General features: G+C 71.0%; 15 protein-coding genes and 1 pseudogene. 8 read left to right on the top strand and 8 right to left on the bottom strand.

Features of this window, described 5'->3' with window-relative positions; all coding sequences use genetic code 11:
* Positions 1 to 2: 2 nt before the first annotated feature.
* Positions 3 to 410, top strand: coding sequence for a type II toxin-antitoxin system VapC family toxin (locus O7620_RS13590; RefSeq protein WP_278123295.1), 408 nt, complete (start codon positions 3 to 5; stop codon positions 408 to 410).
* Positions 411 to 692: 282 nt separating this feature from the next.
* On the opposite strand, the gene O7620_RS13585 is transcribed toward O7620_RS13590, so the two are convergent.
* Both O7620_RS13585 and glgA read right to left on the bottom strand, forming a co-directional pair.
* Complete coding sequence (locus O7620_RS13585) at positions 693 to 941, bottom strand: winged helix-turn-helix domain-containing protein (RefSeq protein WP_278123294.1); 249 nt, start codon at positions 939 to 941, stop codon at positions 693 to 695.
* A 27-nt stretch (positions 942 to 968) separates the two neighbouring features.
* A complete protein-coding gene (glgA, locus tag O7620_RS13580) occupies positions 969 to 2,174 on the bottom strand; it encodes a glycogen synthase (RefSeq protein ID WP_278123293.1) in 1,206 nt (401 codons plus the stop codon).
* A 72-nt stretch (positions 2,175 to 2,246) separates the two neighbouring features.
* Between glgA and glgC the strand changes: the two genes are divergently transcribed.
* Together glgC and pgm are read left to right on the top strand one after the other, a co-directional pair.
* A complete protein-coding gene (glgC, locus tag O7620_RS13575) occupies positions 2,247 to 3,479 on the top strand; it encodes a glucose-1-phosphate adenylyltransferase (RefSeq protein WP_151492792.1) in 1,233 nt (410 codons plus the stop codon).
* A 29-nt stretch (positions 3,480 to 3,508) separates the two neighbouring features.
* Positions 3,509 to 5,152, top strand: a complete 1,644-nt coding sequence (pgm, locus tag O7620_RS13570; RefSeq protein ID WP_151492791.1) for a phosphoglucomutase (alpha-D-glucose-1,6-bisphosphate-dependent) — start codon at positions 3,509 to 3,511, stop codon at positions 5,150 to 5,152.
* Positions 5,153 to 5,279: 127 nt separating this feature from the next.
* On the opposite strand, the gene O7620_RS13565 is transcribed toward pgm, so the two are convergent.
* The 4 genes from O7620_RS13565 to O7620_RS13550 all read right to left on the bottom strand — a co-directional run bounded on the left by O7620_RS13565 (position 5,280) and on the right by O7620_RS13550 (position 10,554).
* Complete coding sequence (locus O7620_RS13565) at positions 5,280 to 6,197, bottom strand: NAD(+)/NADH kinase (RefSeq protein ID WP_278123292.1); 918 nt, start codon at positions 6,195 to 6,197, stop codon at positions 5,280 to 5,282.
* A 90-nt stretch (positions 6,198 to 6,287) separates the two neighbouring features.
* Positions 6,288 to 9,395 carry a M14 family metallopeptidase gene (locus O7620_RS13560; RefSeq protein WP_278123291.1) on the bottom strand — a complete coding sequence of 1,036 codons (3,108 nt, stop codon included), beginning with the start codon at positions 9,393 to 9,395 and terminating at the stop codon, positions 6,288 to 6,290.
* Positions 9,396 to 9,453: 58 nt separating this feature from the next.
* Positions 9,454 to 10,239 carry a hypothetical protein gene (locus O7620_RS13555; protein WP_278123290.1) on the bottom strand — a complete coding sequence of 262 codons (786 nt, stop codon included), beginning with the start codon at positions 10,237 to 10,239 and terminating at the stop codon, positions 9,454 to 9,456.
* 21 nt (positions 10,240 to 10,260) lie between these two features.
* Entirely contained in the window at positions 10,261 to 10,554 is a 294-nt protein-coding gene (locus tag O7620_RS13550; RefSeq protein ID WP_278123289.1) for a hypothetical protein, read from the bottom strand.
* 267 nt (positions 10,555 to 10,821) lie between these two features.
* Between O7620_RS13550 and O7620_RS13545 the strand changes: the two genes are divergently transcribed.
* Together O7620_RS13545 and O7620_RS13540 are read left to right on the top strand one after the other, a co-directional pair.
* Complete coding sequence (locus O7620_RS13545; RefSeq protein ID WP_278123288.1) at positions 10,822 to 11,364, top strand: DapH/DapD/GlmU-related protein; 543 nt, start codon at positions 10,822 to 10,824, stop codon at positions 11,362 to 11,364.
* A complete protein-coding gene (locus O7620_RS13540) occupies positions 11,364 to 12,062 on the top strand; it encodes an acyltransferase (protein ID WP_278123286.1) in 699 nt (232 codons plus the stop codon). Before O7620_RS13545 ends, O7620_RS13540 begins: the two co-directional genes overlap by 1 nt.
* A 20-nt stretch (positions 12,063 to 12,082) precedes the next feature.
* Here the strand turns inward: O7620_RS13540 and O7620_RS13535 are convergent.
* Positions 12,083 to 13,144 (bottom strand): annotated as a pseudogene (locus O7620_RS13535) (glycosyltransferase); the annotation flags it as partial.
* A gap of 385 nt (positions 13,145 to 13,529) precedes the next feature.
* On the opposite strand from O7620_RS13535, the gene O7620_RS13530 reads away from it, so the two are divergent.
* The 3 genes from O7620_RS13530 to O7620_RS13520 all read left to right on the top strand — a co-directional run bounded on the left by O7620_RS13530 (position 13,530) and on the right by O7620_RS13520 (position 17,341).
* Complete coding sequence (locus O7620_RS13530) at positions 13,530 to 15,038, top strand: lipopolysaccharide biosynthesis protein (protein ID WP_278123285.1); 1,509 nt, start codon at positions 13,530 to 13,532, stop codon at positions 15,036 to 15,038.
* Positions 15,039 to 15,147: 109 nt separating this feature from the next.
* Entirely contained in the window at positions 15,148 to 16,239 is a 1,092-nt protein-coding gene (locus tag O7620_RS13525; RefSeq protein ID WP_278123284.1) for a glycosyltransferase family 4 protein, read from the top strand.
* 166 nt (positions 16,240 to 16,405) lie between these two features.
* Positions 16,406 to 17,341 carry an NAD-dependent epimerase/dehydratase family protein gene (locus tag O7620_RS13520; protein WP_278127000.1) on the top strand — a complete coding sequence of 312 codons (936 nt, stop codon included), beginning with the start codon at positions 16,406 to 16,408 and terminating at the stop codon, positions 17,339 to 17,341.
* 42 nt (positions 17,342 to 17,383) lie between these two features.
* On the opposite strand, the gene O7620_RS13515 is transcribed toward O7620_RS13520, so the two are convergent.
* Positions 17,384 to 18,487: an O-antigen ligase family protein gene (locus O7620_RS13515; RefSeq protein ID WP_278123283.1), complete on the bottom strand. Its 1,104-nt coding sequence runs from the start codon at positions 18,485 to 18,487 to the stop codon at positions 17,384 to 17,386.
* Between the last annotated feature and the right edge of the window lie 368 nt (positions 18,488 to 18,855).

The following is an 18,855-nucleotide window of genomic DNA, read 5'->3' as shown; positions in this document are numbered from 1 at the left end:
TAGTGACGACCCTGGTCGATACCAACGTGCTGCTGGACGTCTTCACCGACGACCCTAAGTGGGCCCAGTGGTCTGCCGCCGCCCTCGCCGAGGCCCGCGACGCGGGCCACCTAGTGATCAACCCCATCGTGTACGCGGAAGTGTCGGTCCGTTTCGCCCGCATCGAGGAACTGGACGAGGCCCTGCCGGCGGGGGACTTCCTCCGCGAGGAATTGCCCTACCTGGCCGGCTTTCTTGCAGGCAAGGCATATGCGCGGTACCGGAAGCTCGGCGGCACCAAGCGCTCGCCGGTGGCGGACTTCTACATCGGTGCACACGCCGCCGTCTGCCGATACCACCTCTTGACCCGTGACGGAGCGCACTACCGCACGTACTTCCCGACCTTGACGCTGATCACGCCGGACGACTAGTGGCCGCTGTTGTAGCCGTTCCCTGACCGGCCGCCCGTTGTCGGGATCCACTCGCGTTCGTGCGGCCGGAGTATCAGCGCACGTTCGATGCCGCGGTTTCCCGCACGGCAAGTCGATCGAAGCCATCAGGCAGCACGCGAACGGGCCAAGTGGGCGATTCCAGAGCGCGAGCCGGCGGTGGCGTCCGAACGGCTGCCGATCGGTGACTCTTCAGCAGCACCGCGCTCGGCGTGTCGTATCGCCCAGCAGCCAACGATCAAGGAAACGAAGGTGTGCTCGCGCTCAGGCGGGCGGGTTCGGTGCCACGAACGACCCCTTGCCCTGGTGCACCTCGATCCAGCCCCGCTCATCCAGGATCCGCAGTGCGAATCTGATTGGCGTAGGGCTGGCCTGGTACTGCTCGCCCAGTTCCGCGATCGAGGGCAGCTTGTCCCCGGGTCGCAGGGCACCGGACTGAATCGAGCGGATCACGTCGTCGATGACCTGCTCGTACACGGGTTGCCTGGCCGAACTGGCCCAGCTCGCCGCCACCCTCCACGTCGCCTGACGCTGTCTCCCTCAGCTCGCCATGACCGAGCGGTACACGTCCTGGGTCTGGCGGGCGATGGCGTCCCAGGAGAAGTGCTCGACCGCCCGCCGCCGACCCGCCAGGCCGAACCGCTCGGTACGCGCCTGGTCGGCGAGCAGCGTGTTGATCGCCGCCGCCAGGTCGGCCACGAAGCGGTCCGGGTCCAGTGGGGTGCCGGAGCCGTCGGTGGCCTGCTCGATCGGCACCAGCAGGCCCGTCTCGCCGTCGACCACCACCTCGGGGATGCCGCCGGTGGCGGTCGCCACCACGGCCGTCTCGCAGGCCATCGCCTCCAGGTTGACGATGCCCATGGGCTCGTACACCGACGGGCAGGCGAAGACCGTGGCGTGGGTGAGCACCTGGATCACCTCGGGCTTGGGCAGCATCTCGGCCACCCAGATCACCCCGGATCGGTTGGCCCGCAGCTCGGCGACCAGCTCCTCGACCTCGGCGGCGATCTCCGCCGTGTCCGGCGCGCCAGCGAGCAGCACGAGCTGGGTGTCCGCCGGCAGCTCCCGGGCGGCGCGCAGCAGGTAGGGCAGCCCCTTCTGGCGGGTGATCCTTCCCACATACACCACGCTGGGCAGCGCCGGGTCGATGCCGAGCCGGTCGAGCACGTCGGTGCCGTGGTCCGGCGCGTACTGCACGGTGTCGATGCCGTTGTAGACCACCCGGACCCGGTCCGGGTCGACCTGCGGGTAGGCGGTCAGCACGTCGTTGCGCATCCCGCCACTGACCGCGATCACCGCGTCGGCGGCCTCCACCGCCGTGCGCTCACACCAGGACGAGAGCGCGTACCCGCCGCCGAGCTGCTCGGCCTTCCACGGCCGCAGCGGCTCCAGGCTGTGCGCGGTCAGCACGTGCGGCACCCCGTGCAGCAGCTTCGCGGTGTGCCCGGCCAGGTTCGCGTACCAGGTGTGGCTGTGCACCACGTCCGCGCCGGCGGTGCCGGCGGCCATCTCCAGATCCACGCCCATCACGCGCAGCGCGGCGTTCGCGCCGGTCAGGCCGGGCGGTTCGGCGTACGCGGTGACGCCCGGCTCGGTGCGCGGCAGCCCGAAGCAGTGCACGCGGACGTCGGCGAGGCGGCGCAACTCCCGGGCCAGGTACTCGACGTGCACGCCCGCGCCGCCGTAGACCTCCGGCGGGTACTCGCGGGTGAGCAGATCGACGCGCAGCGGGGTGGGTTCCGTCATGACCCCGCACCCTAGTGCAGAAGACTCCCCGTACGAGTGGTGAAGTCCGACGCGGGTGGATAGCGTCGGGGCATGGCTGCCAAGGTGCTCGCGATCGTCCTGGCGGGTGGGGAGGGCAAGCGCCTGATGCCACTCACCACGGACCGGGCCAAGCCGGCCGTCCCGTTCGGCGGGATGTACCGCATGGTCGACTTCGTCCTCTCCAACCTGGCCAACGCCGGCTATCTCAAGATCGTCGTGCTGACCCAGTACAAGTCCCACTCCCTCGACCGACACATCACCAAGACCTGGCGGATGTCCACGCTGCTCGGCAACTACGTCACCCCGGTTCCCGCACAGCAGCGGCGCGGCCCGTGGTGGTTCGCCGGCTCGGCCGACGCCATCTACCAGAGCTTCAATTTGATCAACGACGAGCAGCCCGACTACGTGATCGTCTTCGGCGCCGACCACATCTACCGGATGGACCCGCGGCAGATGGTGGAGGACCACATCGCCTCCGGTGCCGCGGTGACCGTCGCCGGCATCCGCCAGCCGCTGTCAATGGCCGACCAGTTCGGCGTCATCGAGGTCGGCGAGGACGGCCGGCGCATCCGGGCGTTCCGCGAGAAGCCCACCGACGCGGTCGGCCTTCCGGACGCGCCCGACGAGATCTACGCCTCGATGGGCAACTACGTCTTCACCACCCGCGCGCTGTGTGAGGCGGTCGAGCGCGACGCGGAGGACAAGACCAGCAAGCACGACATGGGTGGCAGCATCATCCCGATGCTCGTCGAGCGGGGCGAGGCGAACGTCTACGACTTCCGCGACAACGAGGTGCCGGGCAGCACCGACCGGGACCGCGGCTACTGGCGCGACGTGGGGACGCTCGACTCGTTCTACGACGCGCACATGGATCTGATCAACGTGCACCCCGTGTTCAACCTCTACAACTTCGACTGGCCGATCTACACCGAGCAGCCGCCGTGGCCGCCGGCGAAGTTCGTCCACCAGTGGGGTGAGCGCGTTGGCCGCGCGGTCGGCTCGATGGTCTCTCCGGGCGTGGTGATCTCGGGCTCGCTGGTGGAGAACTCGATCGTGTCACCGAAGGTGCGGGTGCACTCCTGGGCGCACGTCGAGGGTTCGGTGCTGATGGAGGGTGTCGAGATCGGCCGCCACGCGGTGGTCCGGCGGGCGATCCTGGACAAGAACGTGTTCGTCCCGGAGGGCGTCGAGATCGGCGTCGACCTGGAGAAGGACCGGCAGCGCTACACCGTCTCCGACAACGGCATCGTGGTCATCGGCAAGGGCCAACGGGTCGAGCCGTGACCGTCGCACTATCGAGGAGGTAGACCCCCGTGACCCATCCCCGTGCCGGCCAGCCCGCCGAGCCCGCCGACCTGGTCGACGTGCCGCGCCTGGTGACTGCCTACTACGCCGAACATCCGGACCCAGCGGACCCGGCGCAGCAGGTCTCCTTCGGCACCTCCGGCCACCGGGGTTCCAGCCTGCGCAACGCGTTCAACTCCGACCACATCCTCGCGGTCACCCAGGCGCTCTGCGACTACCGGCGGGAGCAGGGCCTGGACGGCCCGCTGTTCCTCGCGCGGGACACGCACGCGCTCTCCGCGCCGGCCGCCGTGGACGCCCTGGAGGTCCTCGCCGCCAACGGGGTCACCGTGCTGGTGGACAGCCGTGACGGCTACACGCCGACCCCGGCGCTGTCGCACGCGATCCTCACCCACAACCGGGGGCGGACCAGCGGGCTCGCCGACGGCATCGTCATCACCCCGTCGCACAACCCGCCGGACGACGGCGGCTTCAAGTACAACCCGACCAACGGCGGGCCGGCCGACACCGACGTCACCCGGTGGATCCAGGACCGGGCTAACGCGATCCTCGCCGCCGGGCTCAAGGAGGTCCGCCGGATCACCTACGCGCGGGCTCGCGCCGCCGACACCACCGGGGAGTACGACTTCCTCGCCCACTACGTCGACGACCTGCCCGCGGCGATCGACATCGACGCGATCCGCGACGCCGGGATCCGGATCGGCGCGGACCCGCTCGGCGGGGCGAGCGTGGCGTACTGGGGTGAGATCGCCGAGCGGCACCGACTGGACCTGACCGTGGTCAACCCGACGGTCGACCCGACCTGGCGGTTCATGACCCTGGACGGCGACGGCAAGATCCGGATGGACTGCTCGTCGCCGAACGCGATGGCGTCGCTGATCGCCGCCCGCGCCGACTTCCAGATCTCCACCGGCAACGACGCCGACGCCGACCGGCACGGGATCGTCACCCCGGATGCCGGCCTGATGAACCCCAACCACTACCTGGCGGTGGCGATCGGTCACCTGTTCCGTACCCGCACCGCGTGGGGTCCGTCCGCCGCCGTTGGCAAGACGCTGGTGTCCTCGTCGATGATCGACCGGGTCGCCGCCGACCTGGGCCGGCCGCTGCTGGAGGTGCCGGTCGGCTTCAAGTGGTTCGTGCCCGGCCTGCTGGACGGCGCGGTGGGCTTCGGCGGTGAGGAGAGCGCCGGAGCGTCGTTCCTGCGCCGCGACGGCTCGACCTGGACCACCGACAAGGACGGCATCCTGCTCTGCCTGCTGGCCTCCGAGATCCTGGCCACCACCGGGCGCACCCCGAGCGAACACTGGGCCGAGCTGGCCGAGCGGTTCGGCGCGCCCGCGTACGCCCGGATCGACGCCCCGGCCACCCGGGAGCAGAAGGCCGTGCTCGGCAAGCTCTCCCCGGATCAGGTCACCGCCACCGAGCTGGCCGGCGAGCCGATCACCGCGACGCTGACCACCGCACCGGGCAACGGGGCCCCGATCGGCGGTCTGAAGGTCAGCACCGAGTCCGGCTGGTTCGCGGCGCGCCCCTCCGGCACGGAGGACGTCTACAAGATCTACGCCGAGTCCTTCCAAGGCCCCGACCACCTGAAAAAGATCCAAACCGAAGCCAAAAACCTGGTGGACGAAACCCTCTCCCAAGCCTGACCCACCCACCCACCCACCCACCCACCCCGGCCTTGTTGATCAAGAGGTTTGCGTCATCGTGCACGGCGTGTCGTGACGCAAACCTCTTGATCAACAAGGCTAGGGGGGTAGCAGGGTGGGTGGGGGGTCAGCAGGGTGGGGGGAGTTCTTCTTGGGCTTTGCGGAGCTCGTGGGGGAGTAGTTCGCGCAGCTGCTCCGGGAGGAACGGCAGGTCCAGCAGGCCCATCTTCAGCTGGTTGCGCTCCTGGTAGCGCAACGGGTCGAAGCGGACCACCAGGCCGGCGTTGCGGCGGTAGCTGATCTCGACGGCCCCCTCGGTCGCCGCGTCGCGGAACACCAGGCCGTCCATCTCCACCACGACCGCCGACGAGTTGGCCTCCAACTCCAGCCGGATCTTCTCCTCCGGGGACAGCACCACCGACCGGGAGATGCCGGCCATCGGCGCCGACGGCGTCACCACCACCGCGTCCGCCGCCGGGGAGATCAGCGGGCCACCGGCGGCATAGCTGTACGCGGTGGAGCCGATCGGCGTGCTGACCACCACGGCGTCGGCGCGGTAGTAGCCGTACTGCTGGCCGTCGACGGCCAGGGTGGCGGTGACGAAGCCGGAGCCGGGCTGGCGGACCAGGGCGATGTCGTTGAACGCCACAACGTCGTCACCGCACACGTCGCAGGCCAGGCAGGCGTGCGACTCGACGGTGAAGTCCTTCGACAGCAACCGGCTCAGCGCCTCGGGCAGCTCCGGCGGCTCGACCTCCACGAGGAAACCGAGCCGACCCAGGTGCACACCGAGCACCGGCTTCGGGTCGAGGATCGCCGAGCGCAGCGCGCCCAGCATGGTGCCGTCGCCGCCGATGCTGATCAACGCGTCGACCCGGGCGGCCAGCTCGCTCTCCGGCACGGGCTCGACGCTGGCCGGCACGCGGTGCTTGTCCTCCGCGCGTACCATCAGCGTCTTTCGGTGGCGCGTCGCCCACCGTGCGATGATCCCGACCACCTCGGTGACATCCCGGGTGGGGTGCAGCACAAGTCCCAGCCCCGACACCCGTACAGCTCACCACATCGGCGTCGGGCGCGCCCGGCGTACCTCGAAGGTGCGCCGACGGTCCGCGGACCGCCGGCGCACCTCCCCGCGTCAGTGCCGCGGTCGACCCGTGAGGTGGGTCAGCGAGCGGGCGACCAGGTCGTCGCGGGCCGCCGGAGGCAGGCCCTCCAGCCCGAAGCCCAGGTACACGGTGTCGGCGGTGACGACCACCGAACCCTCCTCGAACGCCTGCTGGCTGCGCGACCAGTCGTTGGCGTTGCCCCCGGAGCCGGGCGGCGGACCGGCCACCGTCCAGCCACCCAGGTCCGCCGACTCGAACGAGGTCTCCGCGACGGTCGACCCGTCGACCAGGACGCGGGCGTCGTCCAGGAAGACACCGAGACCCTGCGTGTTCCAGTCCGAGGCGTACGAGATCGACACCTCGACCTGCTTGCCGGCGTAGCCGGACAGATCGGCCACGAACTCCTTCCAGCCGCCCGACGTGCCGGTCGCCGCGTTCCAGGTGCCGGTGCTCCCGGTCGGCGTGCAGTCCGCGCCCTGGTAGTGCGCGAGGAACGGGTGCAACTGCTCCACCCAGCCCTCGGGGCAGCTGTCCCCGGTCACCGTGCTGGTCTTGCCGTTCACGTCCGGCAGGGTCGTCCAGTCGTCGCTGCCCACCTCGTGCGCCTCGACGAAGAGGAAGTCCCAGTTCTGCTCGGTGTCGTAGGAGGTGAAGAAGCGCAGCTCACCGCTGCTCGCCCCGGTGAGGTCCACGGTCCGGGTGAGCCGCTTGTCCGACTCGTCGGTCTGGCCGCTGTAGAGGTACCACTCGCCGGTGCGCGGGTCGAACGGGGCGCCGCCCGGTCGGACCCAGTCCGCCGGCGCGGAGCTGGCGAACTGCGGGAACTGGTCCGGCGGCAGGAAGCCCGACGTGGTGAGGAACGACGCCGTGTGGGCCTGGTTCCCGGCCGACCCGGGCGCGTTGAGCTGACCGGTGAAGCCGTTGAACGCGGCGCCGTTCCCGGCGACCGGGTACGGCTCTCCCTCCGGCGCGGTGCCGCCGTCGCTGACGTAGGTGAAGGCGCCCAACCAGTACTGCTGGAAGTCGTTGAGCAGGGGCAGGCAGGCGTCGTCCTCGGCGTCGGTGCATTCCGGCGGCGCGTCCGGGTGGTACACGTAGGACCCGTTGGCGCCCTGGGCGAACAGCGCGTACTGGCCGCTGACGAGCAGCTTGCCGCCCTCGTTGAGGTAGTCCCGGACGGCCAGTTCGGTCTCCAGCGCGGCCCTCGCCGTGGTGCCGGCGACCTGGCCGGGGGAGCGCAGGATCACGTCGTCGCCGGTCTCCCACACCACCGCCTTGTAGTGCGACAGCACGCCGAGCGGGTGCGGTGCGGTGCGTCCCATCGTGTCGAAGTCGTACACGTCGCTGCTGCGCCCGGCGGCGCTCAGCGACGTGGCCACCTCGTCGGCGTACTTCGCGGTGCTGCCGGTCTGCGCGGGGCTGAGACCGGTGACGTCCTCCATGGCGAGGACCAGCACGTCACCGCCGATGTCGCCGTGCACCCGGTAGGTGAAGTGTTCGCTCGCCACCACCCCGGAGCGCTGTTTGACCCCGGTGAACCAGACCTCCACCCGGTCACCGGGCTTCGTGCCGGTGACGGTGCCGCGCAACTCGGCGTAGTAGTCGTCGTGGGTGTCGCCGTAGCGCTCACCGCCGCGCCACTCGCGGACCGTGGTCGTCTTCGGTCGCCCACCGTTGACCGTGTAGTGCATCCGCACGTTCTTCAGCGCCCGCCGGGTGATCGAGGCGACCTGCTGGGTGCGCCCGTACGACGTGTCGAACGTGTCCACCACGAAGTCCGGGGTGCTGCGTCCGACCACCGACACCGGCTCGTCCGGGTCCGCCGCCGACGTGGCCACGGCCAGCGCGAACGGCAGATTCTTGCCCACCTCGCCGGCGATGAGCGTCTCGTCGTCGGGGAAGATGAAACCGCTGACGCAGTCCTCCGGGCGCCACTCGTCGTCGGGGTCGACGGCCGAGGCGGCCTCGCAGGTGGACATCTCCGGGGTGAAGCCCAACGTGCCGTACTTGACGGTGGCGTGGCTGTCGGTGTCGCCGTTGGTGGTGTACAGCTCGGCGGAGATGTCCGGGTCGTAGCCGGGCACCGCCGGGTGCGCGTCGTCCCCGACCATCGCCTTGTAGATCTCGTCGTCCGGGCTGGGGGTGCTCACCTGCCAGCCGATGCCGTAGAGCAGCAGCTCGGCCGCCGAGTGGTAGTTGACGAAGAACTCGAACCCGACCCGCTTGAAGAGTCGGTCCAGTGCCGCCGTCTCCGGCTCGGAGTTGGGGCTGGGGCCGCGGTAGGTGTCACTGTTCGGGTCAGGTGACGAGCCCTCGTTGTCGTACCCCCACTTGTAGGCGAAGTTGCGGTTGAGGTCGACGCCGTCCACCGAGGTGATCTGCCCGTCGCCGTTGTTGTCGCGCAGGTTCTTGCGCCACAGCCGGTTGCCGGGGGTGAAGGTGTGGTCGTAGCCGTCCGGGTTGGCCACCGGCAGGAACCACAGCTCGGTGGTATCCAGCAGGCGGGTAATCTCCCGGTCGCTGCCGTAGCTGTCCAACACGTGGTGCATCAGCCGGCGGTTCATCTCCGGTGTGATCCACTCGCGGGCGTGTTGCGCGCCGGCGTAGAGCACGGCGGGTCGTCGGCCGTCCGGCACCGTCCGGGCGTTCTTGGTGACCTTGAGGGCGAGGATCGGTTTGCCCTGTTGGCTCCGGCCGATGGTCTCGACCTTCGTCAGCCGGGGGAAGCGCGCCGCGGTCGCGGTGATCTCGTCGCGGATACCACCGGGCTCGCTGTACGAGCGGAACGCCGTCCAGCCGGCCGCCGACTGCTCCCGCAGCGCCTGCGAGGCGTCCTTGCCCCGAACCTTCTTCACCGACAGGGGGACGCCCCGGTCGGTCAGCCGCTTCGCCTGCCGACGACTGAGCACCGTCTCAACGGTGGTACGACCTGCCGCGTCCGTCTTCGCGTCGTGCCCGAGGTCCACCCCCGCCGCGCGCAGTTCCTCGCGCTGCTTCGCGTCCACCGCGCCGACGTACACCTCCAAGCCGTCGCGGGCGCCCGGATCGGACGGTGGCCGCGCGCTCGCCGGTGGGGTCAGCGCCAGTGCGCCGACCAGGGTGACCACGCTGGCGATCGCCAGTCGTCTCGGTCTCATCGCGCCTCCTTGTGTGAAGGACCTGTAGGCGCGAGCCTTCGGTGCGGCGTTATCGATGTCAATAGTTCGATGGGAGGGAGGTGGCTGGCCGTGTCGGTGTCGGTGCCAGGTGTGACCGCCTGCGGGTCGTCGTCGCGGAGCGCCGCAGGTGCCCGACGATCGCCTCGCAGAACACTGCCTCGATGTCGCACTCCTCCTCGATGTGCCGCCACTGGCCGCCCGCCCGGACGTGGTAGCCGGTCGAGTTCTCCGCCGTCACCGTGCCGAAGTGCAGGCACTGGAACTCGATCAGATGGAACTCCCTGCCGTCGTGGGCGATGTCCAGCGAGGTGAGCGGGGTGCCGAGAAGATCCGAGACCTGCTCTGCGTAGTCGAGCAGCGCCTCGCGGTGGACACCCGCCATGTCGTGGAAGTCGAAATCACCGCTGCCGCTGGCCCGGAAGTCCCCGGGGCGGTTGCGCCGGTAGAGGGTGTAGTAGCGCTCGCCCATGCGCAGCACCTTGAAGTCGCCGGTCAGGCCCGGGACCATCGCCTGCACCAGGAACTTCTGCCGGTGCAGCGAGCGTGGGTGGTGGCCGCGGCGCAGCAGCCGCCGGCCGTGCTCGCGGACGGCCTCGGTGCGCTCGTGGGTCTGGCTCAGGGCGCGGGCGGTGCGCAGCAGCTCCTGTCGGTCGCCGGCGCGGGCCACGAACTGGGAGCCGGCGCCGTGCGCCGCCTTGAGCACCTTCGGCCACGGCCCGTCCAGGTCGGTCGCGGCGAGTTCCTCGAAGGTGCCGAAGGTGCGGGTGCCGAGCCGGCGGGCGTCGCGCGGGAACAGTTGGGCGCGCAGCGCCTCCATCATCACCTTGTTGTGGTGTGCGCGCAGTTAGCGGTAGCCCGGAATGACCTGCGCGCCAGCGGTCTCCAGTGCCAGCACCAGGTCCTCGATCCAGCTCTTGTAGTGCAACCCGTGATCCTCCGACGAGGTGTAGAGCACCGGCACCCCGTACAGGTCCTCGTTCAGGTCCAGGTCGGCGAACCGGACGACTTCCGGTTCGAGGCCGGCACCACGGAGGTACGTGGTGATCCGGTCGACGTCCATCGTGCACAGGCCGTGACGCGTACGGGCCGTGGAGTAGAACGTCCCCCGGTAGTCGGTCAGGATCAGAATTCTGGTCATGGCGGTTCCTCTGCTGGCGGTGGCTCCACTCGGGACTTCTGATCGGCCGGGTGAGCCGGGACGTCGGCCAGTAGAACACGCACAAATCGGGCAAAACTGCATAATATAAATATGTACGACGTTCGCATTGATCGTGTTTATCTATCTCGTCGGTGTATTCGGCGATTACGCCGATGCGGGGGATAAGGGGGAATTACACTTCGGACCGCGCGATCCATCCCACCCACCGCGAGATCGGGGACAGCGTTGCTGAGCATGGTGCGAGGCATGGCGAAGTCGCTGCGAGACCGCAGGGCGGCCGCCCGGGACCCGGAGGGATTCGCCCGCTCCCTCGGTGTCGACCTGCGGGGCCGGGTCCGGTTCTACGGCATCGACCGGGCGATGTTCGGCTCCGAGCCGTGGCTCGTCACCCTCGGCGACAACGTCTACGTCACCGCCGGGGTCCAGTTCATCACCCACGACGGCGGCACGCTGATCCTCCGCAAGGAGGTGCCCGATCTGGAATGGACCGCACCGATCACCATCGGCGACGACGTCTACCTCGGCGTGCGGACGATCATCCTGCCCGGGGTCACGATCGGCAACCGGTGCATCATCGGCGCCGGCTCGGTGGTGACCCGCGACATCCCGGACAACAGCGTCGCGGCCGGCGTTCCGGCTCGGGTCGTCCGCAGCGTCGACGACTATCTCGACCGGATGCGCGCCCGGTCGCTGGGGTGCGGCCACCTGCCGGCCGCCGAGAAGGCTGCGGTGATCCGCCAGATCTACGGGGTGCCCGAGCAGGCCGGCGCCGGACGGGCGAGCCTCTGATGCGGGTGTCGACCGGCAGGCCGGGCGCCGTCCTCGGCCCCGCGATCGTGGCGTTGGACCGTCTCCTGTCCACCGGCACGCGCGCCCGCCGGGCCATCCGCGGCCTGGCCCTCGCCGGCCGGTTCGCCGCCCGGGGGGACCACTTCACCTTCGACCCGGACGGTGTCTACACCTGCGAGACCATCGAGGTCGGGCGCAACGTGGACCTCGGGTACCGGCCGGTCCTGATTGCGGCCCGGGCGCGCATCCGGATCGGCGACAACGTCATGTTCGGCCCCGAGGTGACCATCCGCGGCGGCAACCACCGCATCGACCAGGTCGGCGTACCGATGATCGCGGTCGGCAAGGAGCCCGGCGACGAGACCCACGACCGGGGCGTGGTCATCGGAGACGACGTCTGGGTGGGCACCAGGGCGGTGATCCTGCACGGCGTCTCCATCGGCCGGGGCGCGGTGATCGGCGCCGGGTCGGTCGTCACCCGGTCGGTGCCACCGTACGCGGTGGCCGCCGGCAACCCGGCCCGCGTGATCCGACTGCGGTGGCCCCTGGCGACCATCCAGGACCATGAGCGGCAGCTCTACCCGCCGGAGCGCCGACTGACCCCCGCCGAGCTGGCCGGTCTGGCCGAGCTGCCGATGCCCGAGCCGCGCCCGGCGCCGGTGACGAAGTCACTGACCACCGGTGTCCAGGCCCGGTAGTCGAAGCAGTGCGCCCGCTCGCGGGCCGCGTGGCTCATCGCCCACCAGCCCGGATCGTCGAGCAGCAACGCCCGCTCCAGCCCGCGCCGGAGGTCCTGCACACCTGAACCGCCGAGCACGATGCCCTCCCGGCCGTCCACGATGTACCGCCGGAGGTCACTGGTGTGGTTCAGCAGCACCGGGCAGCCGGCAGCCAGGCTCTCCGGCACCTTGGACGGGAAGCCCGCCTGCGCGTACTCGGCCGGCGGGCGGACCAGCACCGAGAAGTGCGCCCGGCGCAGCTCGGCGAGCACCCGGTCGCGGGGCACCCGACCGAGGAAGGTCACCTGGTCGTCGAGGTCGCCGGGGCCGGCCTCACCCAGGTCGGAGAGGCTGCCGGCCCGCTCCCGACTGATCCCGGCGATCACCAGGTGCACCCGGGCGCGGTCGTCGGGCGGGAGGCCACGGATGCCCTCCAGCACCACGGCCAGCTGGTCCTTCGGGCCGGCCGAGCCGGCGTACAGCAGACGCAGCCCATCGTCGAGAGAGGGTGGCGCGGGATCGTCGTAGCCGGTGCAGTCCACCTGTGGCGGCACCACCAGCGTCGGCCGGCCCCGGGCGACGAACTGCCGCTCCAGCGTCTCGGAGATCGCGATGACCCGGTCGGCGAGCCGACCGGCCAGGAAGAACGCCCAACGGTGCCGGACGAAGTACGGCGTGAGCCAACCCCGGGGGAACTGCGCCCGGTCGTGCCGTTCGAGCACGTCCACGGTCACCGGGCAGCGCACCGCCGTGCGGAGTACCGCCCAGGTGAACAGGTTCCACAGGCCCAGCGGCAGGTACACGCCGGCCAGCTCGCCCGGGCGGATGCCCGCGCGGCGCAGGGCGGCCAGCAGCCGCAGTGGACGGACGCGCTGGTGCAGCCAACGGCCGAGCAGCCCGCCCGCGGTGCGCCGGCGGGGCAGCGTGATCAGTCGTACGTCCGGTGGCAGGTCGGTGACGGTGGGCGGGCGCGACCCGTCGTCGGGCCAGTCGTTGACCACCAGGGTCACGCCCCCGGGGGGAGTGGCCGAGCGGGCCAGTTGCAGCAGACGGTTGGACATCGCGTCCCCGTGCGGAAACCGGTACGCGGCCAGGGCCAGCACCTGTGGCGTCGTGGAGTGCCAGAGCTTCCTCATGGTGGTGGGCTCGCCCACGGTCTGCTCCCTCGAATACACCTTATGGAGTGTTATGCACCCTTAGTCTAGGTGGTCATGGACGTGACACGCGGCGGTCCGCGCACCGTGTCGGGCGGCACAGCAGCGTCCGACCCGCGTCGTCACCGCGCGGGGTCACCGTCGTTGTACGGATGACCTGTCGACTGGGGGCGTGGAGGCGGCACGGTATGCGACAACCGATCAGCGGAGAGGCTCGTACCCCCGCCGACCGGCGTCGCGCCGTGACCGCCGGGCCGGTGGCGGCCCCCGAGGCCCCGACGCGGCGGGTTTGATGGTCGCTCGTCACCGGGCTGCTGGTGACGCCAGGGGCGTGTCGGTCGCCGGGCGGCACCGGGCCCGCCCAGTCGCGCGCGGGGCGCACGCCGTCAGTCCGAACAGGACACCGGCGGCCCGGCACGGACCGTCCGACTCCGGACGGTCCCGCGGTCGGATCCTCGCCCGTGGCATCGTGTCCTCGCTGGCCGGCAAGATGGTCGGACTGGCCGCCCCGCTGCTGATCACCCCACTGGCATTTCGCAGTCTCGGTGCGGAGCGTTACGGCCTCTGGATGGCGGTCACCTCGCTCACGAGCATGGCGCTGTTCGCCGACTTCGGGCTCGGCAACGGTCTGCTGACCCGGCTGGCCAGGTTGCACGGCACCGGCGAGCGGCGGGCGGCGGCGCGCGAGATCTCCAGCGCCTACGCCATCCTGGGCGCGCTGTCCGTACTCCTGCTCGTTGTCCTCGCCGGCACCCTGCGGTGGGTGCCCTGGCCGACGCTGCTGAGCGCGGCGGACCCGGCGGTCGCCCGCGACGCCCGCCCGGTGGTGCTGCTCTGCTTCGGCGCCTTCCTGGTCAACATTCCCTTCGCCCTGATCCAGCGGGTGCAGTACGCCCAGCAGCAGGTGACGCAGAGCAACCTCTGGCAGGCCGGTGGCAGTCTCGTCTCGGTCGCCCTGGTCTACGCGGCGGTCACCAGCGAGGCCGACCCGGTGCTGGTCATCGCCGCCGCGGTGCTCGCCGTGCCGGTGGTGAGCCTGGCCAACTCCGTCTGCTACTTCGGCTGGCAGGCCCGGGAGCTGCGGCCCCGGCCGGGCCTGGTGCGGGCGCCGGTGGCCCGCGGGCTGCTCCGGCTGGGCACCCGGTTCTTTCTCCTCTCCCTGCTCACCTCGGTGGTGCTCAACCTCGACAACGTCCTGATCAGCCGGGTGCTCGGGCTGCCCGCGGCGGCGACGTACGCGGTGGTGGTACGGATGTTCGCCCTGCTGACGCTCTTCGTTACGCTGGTGAACATGCCGCTCTGGGCGGCCAACGGGGAGGCGCTGGCACGCGGTGACCTGGCCTGGGTGCGGCGCACCACCGTCCGCATGGTGGCCCTGTCCGCCGCCGTGGTGGCGCTGCCCGGCGGTGCCCTCGTGGTCTTCGGCAACGACGTGATCCGCGTGTGGGTGCGCACCGCCGACTTCCCCTCGGTGCCGCGAACCCTCCTCGTCGGGCTCGCCGCCTGGTCACTGCTGCTGGCCGTCGTGGCACCCCTGTTCATGGTGCAGAACAGCATCGGTCTGCTCCGACCCCAGTTCGTCGGCTGGGCCGCCTGCCTGGTGCTGGCCGTACCCCTCAAGATCGTGCTCGCCCAGCGGGTGGGCCTGCCCGGGGTGGCGCTCGCCTCGGCCGCGACCTACGCGCTCACGGTGCTCCCGGCCGCCGTCATCGGCTATCGCCGCGTGCTGACTGGCGGGACGCCCGGCGCACCGACCGCGTCCGAGGGGCGGGTCGTGGCGGCCGTCGGCACCGCGAGGTGACCGGCCACACCGTGGCGTCACTTCGGGGCTCATGCCGCCGTTACCGTACGTGGTGCCCTCGGCGCGTCGAGGGTGGATCGCCGTCGAGCCGCAGCCGGAATGAGGGGTCATGCAGCGTCGCGCCGTGAGCCGGCCGGTGGTGGTACAGCACTCGGCCGGCACCCCCGGAGCCAACGGCCCGTTGACCGCCGTGCAACGGGTGCTCACCTCGCCTTTGGCCGACCGGTACGAGTTCGTCCGGATGCACCAGAGCGCGGGCAACGGAAGCCTGAACGTGCCGCTGTTGCGGGAGTGGGTGCGCCTGCTCCGGCGGGTCCGACCCGCGCTGGTGCACGTACGCGGATTGCAGAACGAGGGCCTGCACGGGGTGCTCGCCGCCCGGCTCGCCGGCTGCCCACGGATCCTGGTGACCGTGCACGGCACGGTACGTGACCTGCGTCAGCCCGGCCGGCCTTGGCGGCACCGGCTGCTGGTGCACGGTGCCGAGCCCGCGACGCTGCGGATGGCCAGCCACGTCGGCACCGTCTGCGAGTACGCGGCCGGCCGGGGCTTCCTCCGCCACCTGGGTACGAAGTTCGTCGGGGTGATCCCCAACGGGGTACCGCTGCCGGCGCACCCCCGCGCGTCCCGGGATCGGGTCCGCGCCGACCTGGGGCTGGGCGCCGACGACGTGGCCATGATCGCGGTGTCCCGGCTGACCTGGGAGAAGGGCTACGGTGTCCTCGCCGACGCGCTGCGCCGCCTGCCGCCGTCCACCACCCGCCGGGTGCTGCTGGTCGCCGGTGACGGACCCGACCGCGATCCGATCGCGGCCGCCCTGACCGGCATCGGCGGGGTCGACGTGCGGCTGCTCGGCAACCGGCTCGACGTGCCGGACCTGCTCGCCGCGGCGGACCTCTTCGTCTTCCCCACCCTGCACGAGAACCTCTCCAACGCGCTGCTGGAGGCGATGGCGCACGGCCTGCCGGTCGTCGCGTCGGCGGTGGGCGGCAACGTCGAGGTCCTGCGCTCGGGTGGCGGCAGGCTGGTGCCGCCGGGTGATCCGGACGCCCTGGCCGGGGCGCTGTCGCTGCTGCTCGATGCCCCCGTCGAGCGCGGCCACGTGGGTGAGCTGGGCCGCAAGGTGGTGGCTGAGGGCTACAGCCTCGACGTCATGCTCGGCGCCCTCGACCGGGTCTACCGGCGGATCCTCACGGAGTGAGGCCGGCGTCGTGCGGCGGGACATCCGTCGGGCGTGACCTGAGGGAACAGCGCTCGTTGCATCACTGGTGGCCGCCACGCGGTCGCTGCCAGGGTGCCGGCGGGCCGGCAACACGCCGCCCGCTCGTCCCGGAGGTCGCACCGAGCGGGGAGACGCGTTGAAGGTAGTGGTGACCGGAGGTGCCGGCTTCATCGGCGCCAACCTGGTGCGGGCGCTGGACGCGGCCCCACAGGTGAGCGAGATCGTGGTCGTCGACGACCTCTCCACCGGCCTGTTGGACAACCTGCACGGCCAGCCGGTCCGGCTGCACCAGGGCACGGTGCTCGACCCGGACCTGCTGGACGCGGCGTTCGCCGGCGCGGCCAGCGTGGTGCACCTGGGCGCCCTCGGCTCGGTGCCGCGCTCCATCGACCAGCCGCTGCCCAGTCACCACGCGAACGCCACCGGGACGCTGATGGTGCTGGAGGCGGCCCGCAGGCACGACGTCGGGCAGGTGATCCTCTCGTCGTCCTCGTCGGTCTACGGCGCCAACCCGGTGTTGCCCCGGCAGGAGGGGTTGCGGCCCATCCCGGTCTCCCCGTACGCGGTCTCCAAGCTCGCCGCCGAGGCGTACGCGGTCGCCTACGCCGCCTGCTACGACCTGGCCGTGCTGCCGTTCCGGTTCTTCAACGTCTTCGGCCCGTGGCAGGCGGTGCACCACGCCTACGCCGCGGTGCTGCCCCGGTTCATCAGCGCCGCGCTCGCCGGTGAGCCGCTGCGGGTGCACGGCGACGGCCGGCAGAGCCGCGACTTCACCTTCGTCGGCAGCGTCACCTCGGTGATCGTCGACGCCATCGTGCGCCGGGTGTCGACGACCGACGTGGTCAACCTGGCCTTCGGTGCGCGCATCACGCTGCTCGACCTGATCGCCGAGCTGGAGGACATCCTGGGTCGCTCGTTGGCGGTGGTGCACGAGCCACCACGCGCCGGCGACGTGCGGGACTCACAGGCGGACTGCACCCGGCTGCGGGAGCTGTTCCCCGCGGCCCGGCCGGTGCCGCTGCGCACCGGCCTCGAGCAGACCGTGTCCTGGATGTCCGGTCACGTGCTCGCCGGCCAGTAGGTCAGCCGCTCAGCGTCGGCGTCCGGGCCGCCCGACCGCCCGTCACCAGGCTCCGACGTGTCTGACCGGCGGTGCGGCGTGCCGCGGCGCTGTCTTCCGGCCGGCCCCGGACGTGGACGTCCGCAGCGCTACCGGTGCGACGGACACGAGCGCGAGGGCCACGAAACACACCGGTGACGCCTCCCAGTGGCCGGTCAGCCAGATCGGCGTCTGGCTGACCAGGAAGACGCCCGCCGCGCGGCCGAAGGCCGGCGAGGGATGCCGGAAGGGCACGATCACCGCGAACGTGAGTATCCCGCCGTAGAGGACGACCCCGACCAGCCCCAGGTCGTTGCCGACGCTCAACAGGAGATTGTGGGCGCCCACCGCCAGGCTGCCGGTGGCGGTCAACATGCCGGGGCCGATGCCGAGGATGGGGGACTCGGCCCAGGACGACACCGCGTACGGCCAGATGTACAGCCTCCCGGACAGGTCACCGGTGGCCCGGCCCGCGAAGGCGCCGTCGAGCCAGAGCATCTCGGAGGAGAGCACCCGGTAGAGGCCGAGCGGCACCCCGATCAGGACGATCGGCACGGTGACGACGGCCGCCGTCCGGGCCAGCCGCGCGGCCACCGTGCTCAGCAGCAGGTAGGCGGCACCGACCAGTATCGAGATGAGCGCACCCCTCGTCCCGGTGAGGAGCACGCCCCAGAACAGGAGGCCCGCCGCCGCGACGATGCCGAGCCACTCGACCTTCGTCGAGGGCCCCAGCAGCATCAGGACGGCGGCGAGGACCACGCCGGCCGCGAGACTGTACGCCGTGTAGTTGTAGTTGACTCCGTCGACGCCGTACCGGATCGAGAAGTCCATCACGGAGCCGCGAGCCTGTACCGAGTTGGGTATCGGGTTGGTGATCAGCTCGACGGCGGTGCCGACGCAGCCGGCCAGGAACGCGTAGCCGACGGCGAAGAGCGCCGCTCGGCTGCGCACGACGTGGCGGACGGCGATGAACATCGCACAGGCCGCCCCGTACAGATAGGCCATCGGGAGCGCCGTGTCGAAGTCCGCCGCCCAGAACAGCGCGACGCTGGCCCACACCGCCGTGGCGGCGGCCAGCAGGTCGGGGGGGAGTAGTCGCGGTGCCCGGCAACTCACCAGGACAGCCACCAGGGCCACCGCCGCGCCGTAGCGATTCGTGGTGCTGGGGGCCCACTGGGAGCTGAAGGCGATGGCGCAGACGAGCAGGAGCCCGGGAACGTGCCGCGCCGACGAGGACCGTGCCGAGGGGGACCGTCGGCGTCCGGGAACGGACGCCGTCCCGCCGGTGCGGCGTGCCGCGGCTCGGCCGGTCGTGGCCCGGGCGCCGGTCGAGGTCGCCGCGGCGGTCCGAGGACCGGTCTGATCGTGCAGGACCGGGGTCACCTCAGCCGTCCCGGAGCAGCCCTGAGCGTCGCCTCGGTCGTCGTGCTGTCCACTATTCGTCGCCTTCCTGGTGGCCGCAGTCAAATCACCATAAGGCCGTACATCCCATCGAA

Source organism: Micromonospora sp. WMMD710 (assembly GCF_029626045.1).
Lineage (GTDB): Bacteria > Actinomycetota > Actinomycetes > Mycobacteriales > Micromonosporaceae > Micromonospora.
This window is presented reverse-complemented; position numbering and strand designations above follow the sequence as displayed.

Excerpts from the sequence above, each read along its gene's own strand:
- glgA (WP_278123293.1), bottom strand. The coding sequence starts at position 2,174 with ATGACGGAACCCACCCCGCTGCGCGTCGATCTGCTCACCCGCGAGTAC.
- glgC (WP_151492792.1), top strand. The coding sequence starts at position 2,247 with ATGGCTGCCAAGGTGCTCGCGATCGTCCTGGCGGGTGGGGAGGGCAAG.
- O7620_RS13560 (WP_278123291.1), bottom strand. The coding sequence starts at position 9,395 with ATGAGACCGAGACGACTGGCGATCGCCAGCGTGGTCACCCTGGTCGGC.
- O7620_RS13550 (WP_278123289.1), bottom strand. The coding sequence starts at position 10,554 with ATGACCAGAATTCTGATCCTGACCGACTACCGGGGGACGTTCTACTCC.
- O7620_RS13545 (WP_278123288.1), top strand. The coding sequence starts at position 10,822 with ATGGCGAAGTCGCTGCGAGACCGCAGGGCGGCCGCCCGGGACCCGGAG.
- O7620_RS13540 (WP_278123286.1), top strand. The coding sequence starts at position 11,364 with ATGCGGGTGTCGACCGGCAGGCCGGGCGCCGTCCTCGGCCCCGCGATC.
- O7620_RS13530 (WP_278123285.1), top strand. The coding sequence starts at position 13,530 with ATGGTCGCTCGTCACCGGGCTGCTGGTGACGCCAGGGGCGTGTCGGTC.
- O7620_RS13525 (WP_278123284.1), top strand. The coding sequence starts at position 15,148 with ATGCAGCGTCGCGCCGTGAGCCGGCCGGTGGTGGTACAGCACTCGGCC.